Genomic DNA, 19,583 nt, shown 5'->3' with positions numbered 1-19,583 from the left:
TCTTCGTTTGCTTAAAATATATCCATTAGCTTTTCAAGTTCATCCATGGTCAGGTCATCGTCTCCTACATCACTAGGCGTAATTTGCGCTTCATCTTGTGATACACAATGTGAGATGAGTGCCTTCACTTTCTTTTCTAAAAGGTCCTTGAACTGTTCCATCGTCTGCTCTTCAAATTCAAGCTGGTGATAGGACATCGTCATCTGGAACATGCCCTGTTCTACGAAACCAACAATATCTAATGCATGAGGTTTCTCTGATTCTGGACTTAATGATTGACCTGCCTGCCAAGTGGATCGACTTAGTTCACCCCCGCCAATCTGTTCATCAAACTGACCAAGATAGTTAAAGCTGATATCTGGCGTGACATCAAATGCGAGACCGTCCTTCATTTTGTCAGGCGTTAAGTATTTTAAAACGCCATAGCCGATTCCCTTGTTCGGAATGTGTCTGAGCTCTTCTTTCAAAAGCTTGATTTGATACGAAAGATCCTCCGCATGCGACAAATCAAGCAGCACAGGATACATGCTCGTAAACCAGCCGATGGTCCGCGACACATTGACCGCCGGAAGGATGTCTTCCCTTCCATGTCCTTCAAGGTGAATAAAGTGTCTGTCTTCTCCTGTCCACTCTTTCAAGGTCAATCCTAAAGCGGTTAGCAAAATGTCGTTGATTTCCGTATGGTACGCCTCATGTACTTCTGTCAGTAGGCTGCGTGTTTCTTCCTCAGACAGCGTAAAGCGAATGGTTTTTGTATGCAGCATTCTTTGATCCTCTGTGACATGATCCTTTTGCAGAGGTGCAGTTAAATGCCCAAGTACCTTTTTCCAATAGTCCCTTTCTGCCAGCAGCTCATCTGACACTGCGTATTCCGTCAACTTCTGGGCATATGCTTGGAATGAATGTGTTTTTTCAGGAAGTGTCAGCTCCTCCCCGCGCTTCGCCTGCTCATAAAGAGCCATGAAGTCTTCAAGGAAAATACGCCATGACACACCATCAATGACAAGGTGATGTACAACGAGCAATAAGTGATCTCCATGATCCGTACGGAAAATCGCAGGTTTGACTAATGGTCCCTCTGTTAAAGAAATACTCGCCTGCACTTCATTTGCCAGTTTTTCTACCTGCTCGATTTGCTGTGATCGTTCTCCTTGTACTTCTATCACGTCCACCGCTACATCGTTTTCGTCTACTCCACGATGACGCTGGATGATGCGTCCTTCTTCTATCGGATAAACCAATCGCAAAGCATCATGATGGGTCATCATCTGCTCGAGCACTTGCTTGACAAGTGCTTCATCCAAACCATTTGCCGCATGGAGCATAACGGACTGATTCCAATGATGCTGGCTGCTGAAGTTCCGTTCAAAGAACCAGCGCTGAATTGGTGTTAAAATGACTTCCCCTTCGACAGGTGATTGATCAGCTGTGAGAAGGTCCGCTTCTTCGATATATGGGCGAAGCTCCGCAATCGTTGGATATTGGAAAAGCAGTTTCATATCGAGCTTCCAGCCTTCTTGCGTGAGTCTGCTTGCCATTTGGATGCCTTTAATCGAATCTCCGCCAAGGAAGAAGAAATGGTCGTGAATACCAACTTGGCTGACGCCAAGCACATCTTCCCAAATGCCGCAAAGCAGTGCTTCCACTTCATCTCTTGGCGCTTCGTATGCTATTTGATTCGCTTCCACATCAGGTGCTGGCAGTGCTTTGAGATCCACTTTGCCATTTGCCGTCATTGGCAGTTGGTCTAGCTTGATGATCCATGATGGCACCATATATTCAGGTAAGGTGCGCTTTAGGCTTTCTTTCAACGTATCCGTTTCTTTATCTGTGATGGCGTAAGCGACAAGAGCGTCTTGATCACTTGCGTCTTTGACCGTTGTCACGACGGCTTCTTTCACTTCATTTAGCGCAAGGAGCTGGGCTTCAATTTCTGATAGCTCAATCCGGAATCCGCGGATGTTCACTTGATGGTCTTTTCTACCGAGGTAGATCAGCTCGCCATCCTCTGTCCATTTCACCAAGTCGCCTGTACGGTACATGCGCTCTCCAGGATGAAACGGATCTGGGACAAACCGTTTGTTCGTTTCCTCTGGGAGATTCCAGTAGCCTCTTGCCAGTCCTTTCCCCGCAATCACGAGCTCACCCGGTACGCCTTGCGGCGAGAGGTCATATAACGAACCCATAATGTAAAAACGAGTATTGGCAATCGCTGTTCCGATAGGAAGCGTGCCTTGATCTGGATCAATGATCCCGCTTGTCGCCACGACCGTATTTTCTGTTGGGCCGTAGTTATTGACGAGTTTGTATGGAACGGGCTTCACCTGTTTCAGCTTGTCCCCGCCTGTCAGTAAGTAACGGAGAGAATGATTGTCCATCGACATAAACTGCTCACATAGCTGTGTTGGCAGGAACGCAATGGTAATGCCTTCGTCATTGAAATACGTATTGAGCTTGATCATATCGAGGCGAATCGCTTCGTCGATGATATGGAGCTCTGCGCCGGCGATCCATGTCGGGAACATCTCCCAAATGGAGGCATCAAAGCCAAAGCCGGCATATTTGGCGGTTCGGTCTTGTTTCGTCACCTGGAAGGCATCATTGTGCCAGTAAGCCAGATTGACAAGGGACTGGTGCTCGACCATGACACCCTTCGGCTGTCCAGTCGTTCCAGATGTGTAAATCATATAGGCGAGATCCGTTGGTTTGATAGGAACCTGAATCTCGTGTGCTTCTCCTTCTACTGCCCCTTCTATGAAGAGGGTATGACCTGTGAAAGAAGGTGGTGCAGTGAGCTCTTTCTGAATCAGAAGGACCTCTGCCCCGCCATCTTCCAGCATGTAGGCAATGCGCTGCGCTGGATAATCGGCATCAATCGGCACAAATGCCGCACCTGCCTTGAGAACTCCGAGAACAGCGGCTGTCATCTCGAGCGATGGACGCGTGAGAATTCCGATGCGGTCTCCCGGTTTTGTGCCGCTGGAAATAAGTCTTGCGGCGACTGTATTCGCCCGGTTGTTCAGTTCTTCATACGTCCAGCTTGTGCCGCAGAAAGTTGCGGCTTTTTGATGAGGTACTTCCTGTGACTTCGCCTCAATCAATGCATGAACCGTTTGATCTGTCGGGACATCTAGGATAGGTCCGGACCATTCATCAAGCAGTTTTTGCTGTTGCGCTGGTGATAATAATTGCATCTGATCTAATAATTGATCTGGTGCTGACACCATTTGTTCGATCAAGTAAAGGAAATACTCCTTCCACTTCTCAATCGACGACCGTTCAAAGATAGAAGAATTAAAATCAAACACAAGCTCGATTTGATCGTCAGATTCGTTTCCAGTTAAGGTTAAGTCAAATTTTGCTATGTTCTCATTGAACGGCTGAGGAATGATATCAAGTCCATCCATCGACAGGTCACGAATATCTGCATTTTCCATCGAGAACACCACATCAAAGATTGGATGGCGGCTTGTGTCGCGAACCGTTTGTACTTGGTCCACCAATTCTTCAAATGGGTAAAGCTGGTGTTCATTTGCCGCTAAAACAAGCTCATGAACTGTTGACGCAAATTGAGAAAATGTCTGATGTCCTTCTGGTTTTGTTCTGAGTGCCAGCGTATTCACAAACATGCCGATGACTGATTGAATATCAGGATGAGTTCTGCCCACCACTGGAGAACCGATCATGATGTCTTCTTGTCTCGAAAGCTTGCTTAAAAGCGTACTGTAGCAAGCAAGCAGCACTGTATACGTTGTACCGTTGAGTGATCTAACCAGCTCATCCAATTGCGCTTTAAGCGCACCGTCTATAGAGAATTCGACGCGGTCCCCTTCAAACGTCTGAACCTTTGGTCTCGGAAGATCCTCAGGCAGCGCCAAAACAGGCAGTTTTCCTTGTAATTGTTCTAACCAAAACGCCGCTTCAGCCTCTTTTTTCACAAGAGATTCTTCACTGTTTGACCAAACCGCATAATCCTTATATTGAATAGGCAATTCATCAAGTTCGTCTCCTCGATACAAGATCGATAGCTCATCAATTAAAATACCGACAGACGCACCATCTGAAATGATGTGGTGCATATCAATCAACAAATAATGAACACTCTCCGATTCAGACACAAGCCTCACTCTAAGCAGCGGCGCTTTTTCTACATCAAATGGACGAATAAAATCATTCATTAATTGCTGAATGTCTCGGCCTTCCCCTTCGATGTTTTCAATGTTCACAGAAACATTCGTTTCAATTCGCTGAACAGGTTCACCCTGAACGAAGTCAAAGCTCGTACGGAATGCTTCATGACGATGAACAAGCTGGTCAATGGCTTTTTTAAATCGTTTTTCATCAAATACACCTTCAAGCTTTAAAGCAGCTGGCATATGATAGCTCTGCTCGGCATCTGTCATTTTTTGCAGAACAAACAATCTTTTCTGAGCAGATGTCACAGGATAAAATGCCGCTTCTTCCGCTTTCTCCACTCGCCTGATTTCAGTTCGATCTGTTTGATCCACCGCAAGGGCAAACGCCTCTAAAGTGGGTGATTCAAATAATGTTTTCAAAGTACATTCCACATGCATCTCTTCATAGAGCCTGTTCAGCATTTTCATGCCGCGCAGTGAATGACCACCGCATTCAAAGAAATGATCATGTCTGCCGATTTTCGGCACCTCAAGAACTTCCTCCCAAATGTGTGCCAATATACGCTCTGTATCTGATTGAGGAGGGACGTATTCATTTGCCGCCTGCTCACTTACATCAGGTACAGGTAATGCCCGTCTGTCTACCTTGCCATTCCCCGTTAGTGGCAGCTCGTCTAATTGCATGAAGAAAGCTGGCATCATATAAACAGGAAGTTCTCGTCCTGCTTGCTCACGTAAATCCGACAGCGGAACAGCACCTTCTGCTGTGAAATATGCACACAATGTATCATTTGATATCGCAATGACAACGGCTTCCTTCACTTGCGGATGCTGCAATAGCTGGTGTTCAATTTCGCCAAGCTCGATACGCTGACCTCGAATCTTGACTTGATGATCTATTCGCCCAATGAATTCAATATCTCCATTTGACAGCCATCGTGCGAGATCGCCCGTTTTGTACATGACTTCACCAGATCGGAAAGGATTTTCAACAAACTTTTCGCTCGTTAGTTCTGGCTGTTGATAATACCCCTTGACCAGTCCGTCACCTGCGACACAAAGCTCTCCAGCTACTCCCGGCGGCTGCACATGTCCAAACTCATCGACAATATAAACAGCCGTTTGACTCACCGGCTTTCCGATCGGAATCGACAGTGCTTGTTCTTCAATGTGATTCACCGGATAATACGTTGTGAAAATCGTGCTTTCAGAAGGTCCATACATATGAATAAGTTTGTCTTCTCCAACCGTTTCAAGCGCTGCCACAACATGCGGCACAGAAGCACGTTCCCCGCCAAACAGCACTTTTCTGACGTTTTTCAGGCTGCCTTTTTTCATATCAATCAGTAAGTGAAATAGAGCGGTCGTGATCATTAAAATACTGACTTTTTCCTTCTCAATCGCGCCAGAAAGCTCATTCATATTTAAAATGTGATCCTTTGGCAAAACAATGAGTTTCGCTCCGTTCAATAAAGCACCAAACACATCAAACATAAATGCATCAAATACATAGTTTGAAAGGCTCATCACCGTGTCTTTATGATGAATGGTGAGATAATTCGACTGCTTCACTGTTCTCAAAATGTTCCGATGCGTCACCATGTTCCCTTTAGGTTTGCCTGTCGTACCAGATGTGTAGGTCAAATTCGCCAAGTCCAAAGGCGAAACACATACAACTGGATTGCTCTCTGACTGCTGATCAATGGCTTGATCTTCTGTTTCTATGATTTTCCCTTCAAACGCAGTAAGCACAGAACGATGACGCAGCACCTGATGGGTCAGGACAAACTGTGCACCACTATCTGTCAAAAAGTGCTTGATACGTTCATCAGGGAAGTCAGGATCAATTGGCACATAGACACCGCCAGCCTTTAGCACAGCTAAAACCGACAGCACCATCTCATTGGAACGTTCAAAGAATAAAGCCGCTTTCATCCCTTTTTCAAAACCATGTTCGTGTAAATAATGAGCCAGCTGGTTCACTCTGCGATTCAGCTCTTGATAAGAAAGAACCTCATCTTTACATTGCAAAGCAGGCTGATGACCCTGCTGCTGTACTTGTGATTCAAATTGCGTCACAATGGTTTCTTCCGCAGGATAAGGCGTAGGTAACGGGTTCCACATCTTCAATTGAGCCTCTGCTTCTTGTTCAGACAGTAAGCGATATGATTGAATCGCTTGCTCCGGCACTTCGACCATCTGCTCCAGAAGATAAACATAATGCTTGAGCATCTGCTCGGCAGTACTTCGTTTAAATAACGCCGTACTGTAATCGAGAACAAAGGAAAGACCATGACTTGACTCCGTCGCTTGAAGTGTGAGATCAAACTTCGCAATATGGAAATTGGTTTCCTCGACTTCGACTTTCATCTCTCCAATATGCTGGGTTGTTGAATGATCTGGCGTCAGAGTAAAGACCGTATCAAACAATGGATGGCGGCTAAAATCTCTTTGCACATTTAGCTTTTCAAGCAGCCGCTCGAATGGATATTGCTGATGCTCAAACGCCCTCATCGTCTTTTCCTTTACTTGCTCAATCAACTGTGTCATTGAACCGTTCGGATCTACCTCTGAACGTAAAGCAAGTGTTTGGACAAACATGCCGATCATGTCATTCAAATCTGCATGCACCCGGCCTGCTGTTGGCGTCCCCACCACAAACTCCTTTTGACCTGTGTATTTCGCAAGCAATGTATAGTAAGCAGAAAGCAACACCGTATACAGCGTCGTATGATGATTAGCTGCAAGCTCCTGCAAACGGCCTGTTAACGTCTCATCGATGTTTCTGAGAACGCGGTCTCCAGCGAAAGACTGGACAGCCGGACGCTGATAATCCGTTAGCAGCTGCAAAGCAGGGATATCTCCTGAAAATTCTTTCAGCCAGAATACTTCATCTATTTGACTGCCTTGCTCTGCCTGTTGTTCTTGCCAAACAGCATAATCTTGATATTGAAGCTTCAAAGGCGATTTCACTAATCCCTCATATGCGTCAGACAGCTCACGCAGCATTAAATCAATTGAAAGACCATCTGAAATCAGATGATGCATATCGAAATAGAGAAGATGCTCCTGATCATGTAAAGACTGTAGCCCAACACGCAAAAGCGGAGCCTGCTCAAGATAAAAAGGTCGGACAAATTGACGCATGTTCTCTTCCATCGTGCTGCCTGTCACCTGTTCTATTTGAAATGGAACGGATGAAGCTACCCGCTGACGAGGGACTCCTTTGACTGTATGAAAAGAAGTGCGCAGCATATCATGACGTGCGATCAGTTTTTCAAAAGCTGCCCCCAATTTCTCTCGTTGCAGCGTTCCTCTTAATTTCACAACGGCAGGCATATGATAGGCGATGCTCTGCTCCAGCTGAGTCACCATATAAACACGCTGCTGCGCTGGTGACAGTGGATAATCGGCGGCAGTCGGTGCTTTCGGTATAACCACTTGTGAAGACTTTTCCGCTTGTTCAATATAAACAGCAAGTGCTGCAATTGTTTGCTGTTCAAATAAAACAGATAAAGGGACCTCCACTTGAAAAGCCCGCTGAACGATTGTAAGAACTTTCATCGCTTTGAGTGAATGCCCGCCTAGGTCAAAGAATGAGTCGTACACACCTATGTTCTCTTGATGAAGAACGTCTTCCCACAAACGAACAAGCTTCGTTTCTACATCGTTTCTAGGCGTTACATAAACAGCACTGACAGCCTTATCTCCTTTTAATGCAGCAAGCGCACGCCGGTCGACTTTCCCGCTAACTGTCAGTGGAAATGCCTCAAGCTGCTTGAAATAAAGCGGCATCATATAAGCTGGCAGCTGATGTTTGATAGCGGCTTGCAGGGTGTCCACGGAAAGAAATTCTTGTCGTGCTTGATAGTAAGCACTTAAAGCCTTTCCACCGTCCGGTTCATCCACGACAAGGACGACAGCCCGATCGACTCCGTCTACCTGCTCCATGACTGCCTCAATTTCACCTGTTTCGATGCGGTAACCTCTTATTTTTACTTGGTCATCTATTCTTCCAAGGTAATCAATTGTGCCGTCTGGAAGCCATCTCACTACATCACCTGTGCGATACATCCGGTCTTCAGAGAAAAATGGATCTGGTCTGAATGCCTTCTCCGTTAATTCAGGCTGATTCACATAGCCCCGTCCCACTCCTATTCCCGCAATGCATAGTTCTCCCACAGCTCCCTGCACCTGTAGTTGTTCATGTTCATTTAAAATATAAATCCGATGATGGCCCAGTGGCTTTCCAATTGACACATAGCGCTGTTCTGGTGACTTCTGCAGCTCACTGAGATCTAGACGGTGAACCGTCGCATCCACACACGTTTCTGTCGGACCATACACATTCCACAAGGCAAAATCGGGCTGGCTGACACGGACAGCTTCAATCAGCGCCTGCGCTGCTTTCGCAGGGAGTGCTTCTCCCCCAATCAGCATGTGAGTCAGTGCAAGCCCATCCAAATCCACTGCAAGTAAAAGCTGCACATGTGCTGGCGTTCCATCTGTTGCTTCAATTTGATGTTCTTTGTAATAAGCCGCTAGCTGTACACCGTTTCGTGTCATTTCTCTTGGCACAATATGAAGCGTATGTCCAAATAAAAGAGCAGCAAAGATTTGTTTAACAGATGCATCGAAATGGAATGGTGCAAGAAGCGCCACTTGAAGCTGATTTGCCCCCTCATACACTTCGTGATGCAGGGCATGAACCAAATGATGCAGCTGAAGATGCTCGATCATCACTCCCTTCGGCTTTCCAGTCGTACCCGATGTATAAATGAGATAAGCCAAATCCTGTGATGTCGTCTGATCGATCAGCTCAGGCAGCGGACGATCTTCTAATTCCATTTGCTGCTGGATAATCATTTTTTCCGCAATGGATGAATATCGCTGAACAAACGATTCTTCTGTTAAAACGATAGAAGCACCAGAATCTTCTACAATAAATTGAATGCGTTCCTCAGGTAATGCCGGATCGATCGGTACATATGCACCGCCAGCTTTTAATATCCCAAAAATGGCAACCATCGCATCTGCCGTCCGTTCCATTAAAACGGCAACTGGTACATCACGCGAGACACCTTTCATCTGTAAAAACCGTGCCAGTTTGTCCGCTTTTTGATACAGCTCTCCATAAGTGAACGTTCCATTTTCCGCTACCACAGCTGCCCGTTCTGAATACTTTTTAGCTGCCTCATCAAATAAGTGGTGAACTGGTTTCGCTCCTGGTAAATCAAATGCTTCTCCCTTAGATAATTGAAGCAGCTGCTTTTGTTCATCTGCTGGCAGTAAAGAGAGAGCCCCAATCAGCTGATCTGGCTGAGAGACTGCCGCCTCCAGCAAAATCATCAATCGATCAAACAGCTTACTCATATCGTCTTCACTAAATAGATCTGTACGGTAATCCAAATCAATGGTCAATGTATCTGTATCCCAGCGGTCTTTCACATGAATCGATATATCATTCATTCCGCTTCCACTAAAAATCGGCTCCGTAATGAACGAAAGATTCTCTTTTTTCTGCCACTGCATGACCTGATACTCTAAAGAAATATCAAACAGGCGTCCTGTAAATCCATCTCTTTCCCTTAAATCATTCATGAGCACATTGTAAGGATATTTTTGATGACGCAAGATCTTCATCTGATCCGCCATGACCTGCTTCACGAAATCAAGAAACGTGAGGGATCCTTGCACAGATGCGCGCATCGGAATGGTCGACACAAACATCCCAATCATCTTTTTTTCCTTTGCATTTGTCCGATTGCCCATAAAGGTTCCAAGGACCACATCCTCCATGCCGCTAAATCGGTGCAAGTAAATATAGACAGCGGACATAAACATAGAAAGCATACTGACTTTCTCTTCTTCACAAAAAACGCGAAGCTTCTCCTTTAAAGCATCTGGAATATCCCCTGAAAATCTCTCCGCATGTAAACTCATCTCGTAACCTTTATGCGGTGTTAAAGAAGCGAAATCTGGAATATTGGCAAATTGCTCGTTCCAAAAAGCTTGGTCTTTCTGAAAACGTTTAGAAGATTCATACGTTTGCTCACTCATGATGTGATCAACGAAGGAAATGTCTTCAATTGGGGAGATGTCTGTCCCCTGCAGCATGTCATGGTATAGATCAATGATTCGGTTTCCCATCAAGATAATTGAAATACCATCAGCCACAATATGATGTGCTTTACAGAACAGCCAGCACTCTTGATCACTGATTTGAAAGACCGTAAATTCGATTAAGGAACGGTCAATCAGTTCCATCGGCTCACGAATCTCCTCGTTCGCCCACGCCCTGACTTCCTTTTCACTCCATCCTTTCACCAAACGAATCGGCTGTTTTTCATATGGCTTGATATATTGAACGGGCTCCTCCTGCTCATGTTGATACACCAGCCTTAAACGAAGAGAATCAGTTTCACGAATGTACGCTTGAAGCACATCAACGATCAAAGAAGGATTTAGACCTGATACCGATCTTAACTTGGCAAACCCACCCAAATTAGAAATACTTGTGCCTGGATAAAATCTTTCCGTGTAGAATACTCGCTTTTGCGCATGTGTTAAGGGGTAATAAACTGTACTCATTCTTATCCTCCGCTCTTCTATGTTTTCTCCACCAAATGTGATACCCTGCACCCTCTATATCAAAAGAACCAAGTCTATTTCATTAAAATAGACGAATAACAGAAAAGGAGCCCACCCCGAATAAAACGGAGGGACTCCCATTTTGATTCGGTAACCTGCCGACCATAGTAAAAAAGAAACTTTTACCTTAGGACATGGCTTTGCGTCTCTATGTTTCCATAGATTTGCCTTTTTCTTCTTTTCTTTTAGATATTTTCTATTTACGTCCACTTTATATGAAATTATTGTTTTTTTCACCGAAAAATGGGTGTAAAGATTCATGCGTTATGCCGAAGGGATCACATCATAATTTACGATATTTACCGAAAATAACTAATAATAGTTGCGTTCCACCGAAAATAAATGACCAATTACCGCAAAAATTTCATGTTTTTCCTTAAATTTTGCAAATATGACCGAAAATGTAGGAGAGAGGTCTCCTATCATGTCTCGCATTTTCTTAAATCTTAAGAACTATATTCCCTAAAACTTTGAATATTTTTACCATAAAAAACAATACAAAAAGAGCTGTCATTTCAAATGACAGCTCCTTGTTTCTTCATTATATTTACATCACCTTAGACAGACCAATCGTTTTCTCAATAATGAGCAACGCAATGATAGAAATGATAATAAATATGACAGATATCGCATTGACACTCGGATCAAAAGTTTGCTCAATGTAATTAAACGTCCTCACGGGAATCGTAATGGTTTGAGGTGAAGAAACGAACAAACTAATCGAAATTTCACCAAATGATGTCACAGCAGAAAACACCCCACCTGCGATAATGCCCGGCTTGATCAAGGGCAGTGTCACACGAAAGAAAGTACGTATGGGCCCTGCACCAAGATTCATGGAAGCTAGCTCAAGACGTGGATCAAGATTTGAAACACTGACACCCACGGTTCGTACCACATAAGGAAAACCAATGATGACATGCCCAATGACTAATGCCCACAAAGACCCTGTAAAACCCATAGCCGTAAACAAATACAGCATCGCAATCCCTAATACCACCTGAGGAATCATAAGAGGTGACAAAATAAAGGCTTGAACAGCTTCCTTTCCCTTAAAAGAAAGCCTTGCTAAAGCATAAGAAGCCATCGTTCCTAAAAGAACAGTAAGCGGCGTCACAATCAATAACAGAATCACGCTGATACGCAAAGATTCCATCCATTCTGGATTCGACACGACCTCATGAAACCAACGAACGGAAAATGAAGTCGGCGGGAATTCAGGAAAGGCATTCGGGCTAAAAGCAGAAAGAACAATGACAAGAACAGGTACGGTTAAAAAGAGATAAACGAGTGAGCCTGCGGTCCATATCAGAACCGAAAGCAAACGGTCACTTATTGATTTTTTACGCATGCATCCTCGCCTCCCAACGCTTCAATAGATAGCTTAATAGACTGACGACCGCTAGCACACAAATCAATAAAGTAAAAGACATCGCAGCGGCAAGAGGCAAATTATACACCTGCATGACCTGCTGATAAATGGACAGTGGCAAGAGCGGCTGCATCCGTCCGCCGACTAGCAGAGGAGTAATATAACTTCCTGCTGCAAGTGAGAAGACAATAATTGCTCCGGTGATCATGCCTGGAATCGTAAGCGGCAAGGTCACATGAAAAAATGTCCGTATACGCCCAGCACCAAGGCTCATAGAAGCCGGTCTTAAGTGACGGTCCATATCAGTTAAGCTCGTTGCAATAGGCAGCACTGCAAAAGGCAGCATCACTTGAACATAAGCAATAATGACCGCATTCATATTCCACAGCATCGATAGCGGTTTCTCAATCAGATGTAAATCGATCAGCATGCCATTGATCAAGCCATTTTGCGAAAGAAGAACGATCCATGCAAATGTCCGAATGACGACACTCGTCAAAAGCGGCGATACAAGTAAGATATAGAAAAAAGCCCGCAATCTTGGATGAGGTGCTTTCACTAGCACATAAGCTGCAGGATATGCCATCAATAAACAAATCACCGTTGTCTGTAAGGCCACCCACACAGTACTTCCAATTGCTTTCACATATGCATCTGTCGTAAATACATGTAAATATTGAGACAAACTATAGGATTGTAACGTATTCATCATCGAATCCACATCACGAAAACTGAGGACAAACATCATCACAAGCGGAGCAAGAAGGAATACAACTAGAAACAAACAAGCTGGCAGCAGCATAAACCAATGAAAGCGCTGATTCTTTTTTTTGATTCGCATCACGCATGCACCTTCGAATCTAAGAACACAATATCTTCAGGCTGCCAATGAATATGCACAGTTTCTCCAACTCGAGGCAGCTCGGGAAATGCTGCGTCTGATGCATGGACAATGATTTCACCTTGATCAAGTCCAACGACCAAACGTAAAGAGTGCCCAATATAACTGACATCTGCCAACATTCCTGTGACATGATTTGGCTGAACTTCCTCCCCGCCAGAAGATAACTTGATTCTCTCAGGACGCAGCATGAGTAAACGCTTCTCGCTCTTCTCTTTAAATGCGGCTTTTAGCTGAACTTGCTTCCCGTTTGATTGAGTGAAATGTGGAACAGTGTATGTGGAAGTAACTTCATCATACTCCGCTTCAAATAGATTGACCTGTCCGATAAATTCAGCAACAAAACGATTATTTGGCTGACGATATACTTCTAAAGGTGTCCCAATCTGCTGAATTTTCCCCTCACCTAATATCCCAATTCGGTCGGAAAGGCTTAAGGCTTCCTCCTGATCATGCGTCACAAGAATAGTCGTAATTCCGACATTCCGTTGAATATTTCGCAGCTCCGTCTGCATATTTTTTCTTAGCTTTGCATCTAGGTTACTGAGTGGTTCATCCAGAAGGAGAACAGCCGGCTGGATAGCAAGTGCCCGTGCAATTGCGACCCGTTGCTGCTGACCACCACTTAATTGGTGCGGCATACGTTTGGCAAATGACTCTAATTGAACAAGCGACAAGCTCTCCATCACCTTTTGCTTGATTTCCGCCTTCTTTTTCTTTTGAACCTTCAACCCATATGCAACATTATCAAATACGGTGAGATGTGGGAAAAGTGCATAGCTTTGAAAGACCATCCCCGTTTTCCTTTGATAAGGAGGTAAAGTCGTCACATCCTGATCACCAATATAGACGACTCCTTTTGTCGGTTCTAAAAAGCCGCCAATGATATTGAGTAAAGTTGATTTTCCGCAGCCACTAGGGCCAAGAAGGGAGAAGAACTCTCCCTCTTTTACCGTAAGACTGACATCATCAAGAGCAATTTGTTCGCCGAAATGCTGGCTGATATGTTCTAAATTGATTCCACTCATGCGATCACCTATTTTCCTCCGCCTAATACTTCATTCCATCGATTTGTCCATTGACCGAGCTCTGAAGTCGCTGTTTCGTAATCTACCCAAGTCAGCTTGCTATAATAATTTTCGCCAACTTTCACTTTCCCTTTAATTTTGTCTCCGTATTTCACATCAGAATTCGACATGCCATAGTAAGATTTTTCTGAGAAGGCTTCTTGAGCTTCTTTCCCGCTAAGGTAGTTTAATAGCTTATAAGCCGCTTCCTCATGCTGACTTCCCTTTGTTAACGCCCAGCTCGCAACTGCTGCCACAGCGCCTTCTTTCGGATATGAGAATCCAATATCCATCCCTTCTTCTTCAAGTGCAAATGCTCGGCCATCCCAATATGGAACTGCCGTCACGTCACCACGTTCTAACAGCGTTTGAATAGACCCTGGGTTATCAGGAAAAGCAGCTACACGCCCTTTTAATTGTGCGAGGCTTTTAAATGCTTTATCAATATCCTTAGGATTTGATTCTGTCCCTCCTTGAGCATGGACAAGTGCAGAGAAAAATTGTAAGCCCGCTGAATAAGTTGGGGAAGAAATCGCCACTTTCCCTTTCAGCTGATCGCTCCATAAATCTGTCCAGCTGTTTGGCTCCTGTTTGACAAGATCTTTTCTATAAGCAATTCCAAGCTGTCCCATACTAAAGCCTGCTGCATATTGTTTTCCATCAACAGTGAGTTTCTTTTGAACAGAACGATAAAGCTTTTTCACATTTGGCGCTTGATCTTCATCAATAGGCGCAAGAACGTTTGCCGCAATACCTCTTTGAATCGTATCAGGCTGTAAAATAAGCAAATCATACGGTGGATTTTTACCATTAGATGCTTTTAATTTTGTAAACCATTCAGAATCTGCCCCAGAGACCGTTTGTACCTTAATGCCTGTATCCTTTTCAAACTTTTCGAGGATTGGCTTAATATTCTTTTCCCAATCTCCTCCGTAGACACCAACGATCACAGTCTGCTGCTGTTTACTTTGGTCCTGCCCATTTCCACCGCATGCAGACAGCAGTAACATGACGGATAGGACACCTGCAAATATGGCGATTACTCTTCTTTTCATGATTCATTTCCCCCTTTTTGTTGATTCAAGTGATGAAGTGCTTGAATAATATCCATCTTTGTTAACGGTTCCTGTCTATGACCAAAATGAGAATGAACCGCATGTTTATAGTGCGTACGCTCATTTGCTGGGTATGAACGAAGCTGCACAGCAAGCTCACTGCTGGCTTCGTCCGTCCACACTTTCTCATAAGCTGCTCTTTGCTCTCCAAAATCCCAAGCGACAGCATCAGCATCATTCATCTTTTCACGAAGCCTGCTCGTCTGTTCGTCATCAATTTTCCATTCATTATGGTCTCGATAGACTTTGACGCCATATTGCTGCAGTGCTCTTTCTTCACTTAATAGCCCTGCTTCCACTTCATGAAGGACTTTTTCTTTCTTTCTAGCAAATGGATTCCCCCATCCTCCCCCACTTGGTGAAACCAATTGAACAATATCGCCTTTTTCAAGACGCATAACATCAATTTTCGGCTGGTTTTGTGTCTCCCCATTTGGTTTGGTCAATTTCACCTCACCAATTGCTCCTGCTCGGCCACCCATTAACCCCCAAGGTTGAAACTTCATTCGTTCCATTCCTCGTGCCGTCACCATCGATTCTGGCTTGATCATTTCAAATTCCAAGCCAATCGCATGTCCCCCTCTATGTTCCCCTGCTCCACCTGTGTTCGGCAGCAGTTCATATCGGTGTACATGAATATCAATATGCTGTTCCAAGCTCTCGATAGGTGTATTTTTTAAAAATCCTGACGAATGATCAATTCCATCGACTCCATCAGTCCCTTTTTGAGCACCGCCGCCTCCGCCTAACGGTTCAACCACAGACATTTTTCTGCCTCCTGTTTGATCATCAGGAACAGAGAGAACGACGATAGCGGATTGACCTGCACCTGCCGCCGGCACTGCTTCAGGCAACAGCTTACCAATAGCACCTAGCACGACATTATACAGTCTCATTGTAATGGAATGCCGAATACCGACAGAAGCCGGATATTCTGGATGGACAAGCGTTCCTTTAGGTGAAATCACGTCTATCGGATACGTAATCCCACCATTAATCGGAATAAAAGGATCTTTACTAATGATGTAATTAATCAATCCTTGATATAAGAAGGAGTGCTTTTGACCATTGGTGACAAGATTAAAAGCTGTCTTAACTTGCGGGTCACACTCAGAGAAGTCCAGTGTCAGCTGTTTCCCTTTGACCGTCAGCTTGATCTTTAATCGGATCGGCACATCCGAAATCATATCATCATCCAAGTAATCAGCGAATTCACTCGTTCCATCAGGGATGGCTTCAATTACTTTTCCGGCGCGATCCTCTGCTTGCTTCAGCAGATCAATCATTCCTTGCTTCACTTCGTTTTTTCCAAATTTCTCGATCATTTCTTTTAGTCTGATTTCTGCTGTATTAACAGCGGCAATCATCGCATTAATATCGCCATCATTTAAATGACTCGCCCGGCTATTAGCTCTTAAAAAGGTACGAACAACCTGATTCTCTTTTCCACCTTCATAGATTTTCACTGGCGGAATTCTTAATCCTTCTTGATGAACATCCGTGGCAGTTGGAGAAATACTTGAAGGGACAAGACCTCCCACATCACTTACATGAACAAAAGACCAGGCATAGCTGACAATTTCATTTTCTATAAAAATGGGTTTGATGATATGAACATCTGGCAAATGAGTCGCTAAACCGTCTGTCGTATAAGGATCATTTGTGATGATAATGTCACCCGGCTGCATCGGTCCGCTTTCTTCAATCGCTTTTTTGAGACTCAGCCCTAAAAAGATCGTGACACCGACTGTTTTTGGGTAAACAAAGAAATCTCCAGAAGGCGTGGCTAATGCTGTGGCAAAATCCGCCGATTCTTTTACGAATGTTGTAAAGGATGTCCGCTCAATGACATGTCCCATGCCTGATGCAATCGCATTAAAATAACTCCTCATCATCTCAAGCTTTGCTGGATCAGTTCCCATGTAAAGCCGCCTCCCTTGAAATCACCAAGTTTCCTGAATGGTCTATGCTGCCTGCCCAGTTTGGCAAAATCAATGTTGTCGTATCATCTTGCTCAATGATGGCAGGTCCATTCACAACAGCACCTAATGACAAAGTACTCCGATTGTAAACAGATGCTTCGTACTCTTTTTCTTCTATAAAGATTCGTCTGTATGATTGTGGTATTAAAGGCTGTCCGCTGCTTTCATCAACAGAAGAGAAAGGCAGTGGAGGCGTTTCACCTATAACCCGAACTCGCAAATGAGTAAATTCAATGTTCGCCTGATCATCTCTATGGCCATATTGACGCTCATGCAGGCTGTGGAAAGCTTCAATCAGATGATAGACGTCTTGTTCCTGCTTTAGCCAATCCACCGATAATGGCAATTCAATCTCAAATGCCTGTCCTTGATAGCGGGCATCTGCTAATAACAAAATGGACGTTTGTTTGATATGTTGAATATTTTGCTGGCTGAACCAATCCGTTGCTTTGCGAGAAAGCATTTCATAATCTTGTTTTAATTCGTCCATCGTATAGTCTTGTAAGCATATTTTCTTAGACAACACAGCATCATGGATAAAATCGGCTGTAAGTGCACCTAGCGCACATAATGTCCCTGGACTTGGAGGGACGACCACATTTTTCGCATGAATTTCTCTCGCAAGGAAATTCGCGACAACAGGCCCTGCCCCGCCAAATGCTAGCAAACTAAAATCTCTAGGATCAAACCCTTGCTGCTCCATGACATTGCTTAGTTCTGTGTACATATTGGCAACAGCCACTTGAATCAACTGGTCAGCCGCCTGTTCGACCGTTTTATGAAGCTGATCAGCAATTGGCTGAAAGGCTATTTCCGCTGCAGACCGCTGCAATTGTAAATGTCCTCCGGCAAACCGATCTTGATTGAGGTAACCGCATATGAGAAATGCATCGGTTAAAGCAGCTTTTTTTCCCTTTCCATACGAAGCAGGCCCAGGCTGCGAGCCAACTGATTCCGGTCCTGCTTTAAGAAGCCCGCCTTGATCAAGCCATGCAACAGAACCTCCGCCAGCCCCTATCGAATACATTGCAACAGATGGAAGAATGATCGGAAATCCTGAAAGCTGATTCGACTGAGCCATTGTAGGCTGCCCATTTTGAATGATCGAGATATCTGCACTTGTGCCACCAACATCAAACGTAATTAAATTGGGTTCATTTGCAGATGTTGCAATTCTTGCCGCACCAATTACTCCAGCTGCCGGGCCAGAAAAAAGTGTTTTAACGGGTGAAGTGGCTGCGCTTTCTGCATCCATTAAACCACCATTTGATTGGGTAATGTATGGAGAAATTGGTACACCTTCTTCTTTCAAACGGTTTTTCAACGTTTGTAAATATTGTTTCACCTTTGGTTGAATGTACAAATTGACAACAGACATCACTGTCCGCTCATATTCTCTCATTTGTGGCCATAATTCTGATGATGTCAGGACTTCTAACTGTGGGTAATGATGATGAATATAGGCTTTTGCCTGTAATTCATGAACTGGATTTTGATAGCTATGTAAAAAAGAAATGACAATGCCTGCTAGTTTTTTAGAGATGACCTGCTGGACAGCATCATCTAATTGCTGCAGTTGGAGAGGTTTTTTGATCGAACCATCGTGTATGAGCCTTTCAGAGATTGGATATACATGTTTTCGTGGTATCAATGGTTCTGGCAATTGAGAATTGAAGTCATAAGGAATGGGTAGACGTAAACGCTGTAATGACAAAATGTCTTGAAAACCTTCCGTTACAAAAAGGGCTAAATCTGCTCCCTTTCTCTGCAATAATGTATTAAGACCGATTGTCATGCCGTGTACGAGATATTGGATTTTGGATAAATCGACACCTCTTTCTTTTAGAAGTTTTAGCCCATTGATAATTCCTTGAGCTGGGTCATCTGTCACTGTAGGTGTCTTGAGTTCAGTCAGCTCCCCTGTTGCTTCATTCATCAGCGATAAATCAGTAAATGTTCCACCTATGTCTATTCCGAGCCGATAAGAGACATCCGCCATTTGTACTTCCCTCCTGTCATGTAAATGGAATCATATTTTGATAAATTACGACATTTTTTGATATTTGACTCCATATTATTAAAGCATATCGGTCTAGTCAATTTTATTTTTTTGAAATTTCTGTGTGTTAAAATCTTGAAATTAGCCTAAAAACCTGTGATAAAGCCATTTTACATAAGCAGAATTGTAATATGAGCAGCAAAATTAAAATTTTTGTGATTTTTGTTCAAATAGGAAAAGAGCATAAACAGGTAAAAAACGTTTTTCGAACTTTAAAAGACGTTTTTTCAAAACGAGGAGAAATTGGTAAGTAATTCTGCTATACTTCTGTTTACAAAATACGCTAAAGAGAAAGAGAGC

General features: G+C 43.9%; 7 protein-coding genes and 1 riboswitch. All 7 genes read right to left on the bottom strand.

The window, feature by feature from the left end:
* Window positions 1-11: 11 nt before the first annotated feature.
* Window positions 12-10,727, bottom strand: coding sequence for an amino acid adenylation domain-containing protein (locus NSQ17_RS02060; RefSeq protein WP_342467792.1), 10,716 nt, complete (start codon window positions 10,725-10,727; stop codon window positions 12-14).
* A gap of 146 nt (window positions 10,728-10,873) precedes the next feature.
* A riboswitch (cyclic di-GMP riboswitch) is annotated at window positions 10,874-10,966 on the bottom strand.
* Window positions 10,967-11,334: 368 nt separating this feature from the next.
* On the bottom strand, window positions 11,335-12,138 hold the full coding sequence (locus NSQ17_RS02055) for an ABC transporter permease (RefSeq protein ID WP_008347828.1): 804 nt from the start codon (window positions 12,136-12,138) through the stop codon (window positions 11,335-11,337).
* On the bottom strand, window positions 12,131-13,000 hold the full coding sequence (locus tag NSQ17_RS02050) for an ABC transporter permease (RefSeq protein WP_008347830.1): 870 nt from the start codon (window positions 12,998-13,000) through the stop codon (window positions 12,131-12,133). Before NSQ17_RS02050 ends, NSQ17_RS02055 begins: the two co-directional genes overlap by 8 nt.
* Window positions 13,000-14,088, bottom strand: coding sequence for an ABC transporter ATP-binding protein (locus NSQ17_RS02045; RefSeq protein WP_342467791.1), 1,089 nt, complete (start codon window positions 14,086-14,088; stop codon window positions 13,000-13,002). Before NSQ17_RS02045 ends, NSQ17_RS02050 begins: the two co-directional genes overlap by 1 nt.
* An 8-nt stretch (window positions 14,089-14,096) precedes the next feature.
* A complete protein-coding gene (locus NSQ17_RS02040) occupies window positions 14,097-15,182 on the bottom strand; it encodes an ABC transporter substrate-binding protein (protein WP_017358546.1) in 1,086 nt (361 codons plus the stop codon).
* Complete coding sequence (locus NSQ17_RS02035; protein WP_342467790.1) at window positions 15,179-17,164, bottom strand: hydantoinase B/oxoprolinase family protein; 1,986 nt, start codon at window positions 17,162-17,164, stop codon at window positions 15,179-15,181. The genes NSQ17_RS02040 and NSQ17_RS02035 overlap by 4 nt, the downstream gene beginning before the upstream one ends.
* A complete protein-coding gene (locus NSQ17_RS02030; protein WP_041508230.1) occupies window positions 17,154-19,223 on the bottom strand; it encodes a hydantoinase/oxoprolinase family protein in 2,070 nt (689 codons plus the stop codon). Before NSQ17_RS02030 ends, NSQ17_RS02035 begins: the two co-directional genes overlap by 11 nt.
* Window positions 19,224-19,583: the final 360 nt, after the last annotated feature.

The organism is Bacillus sp. FSL W8-0629 (assembly GCF_038593225.1).
Classification (GTDB): domain Bacteria; phylum Bacillota; class Bacilli; order Bacillales; family Bacillaceae; genus Bacillus; species Bacillus altitudinis.
This window is presented reverse-complemented; position numbering and strand designations above follow the sequence as displayed.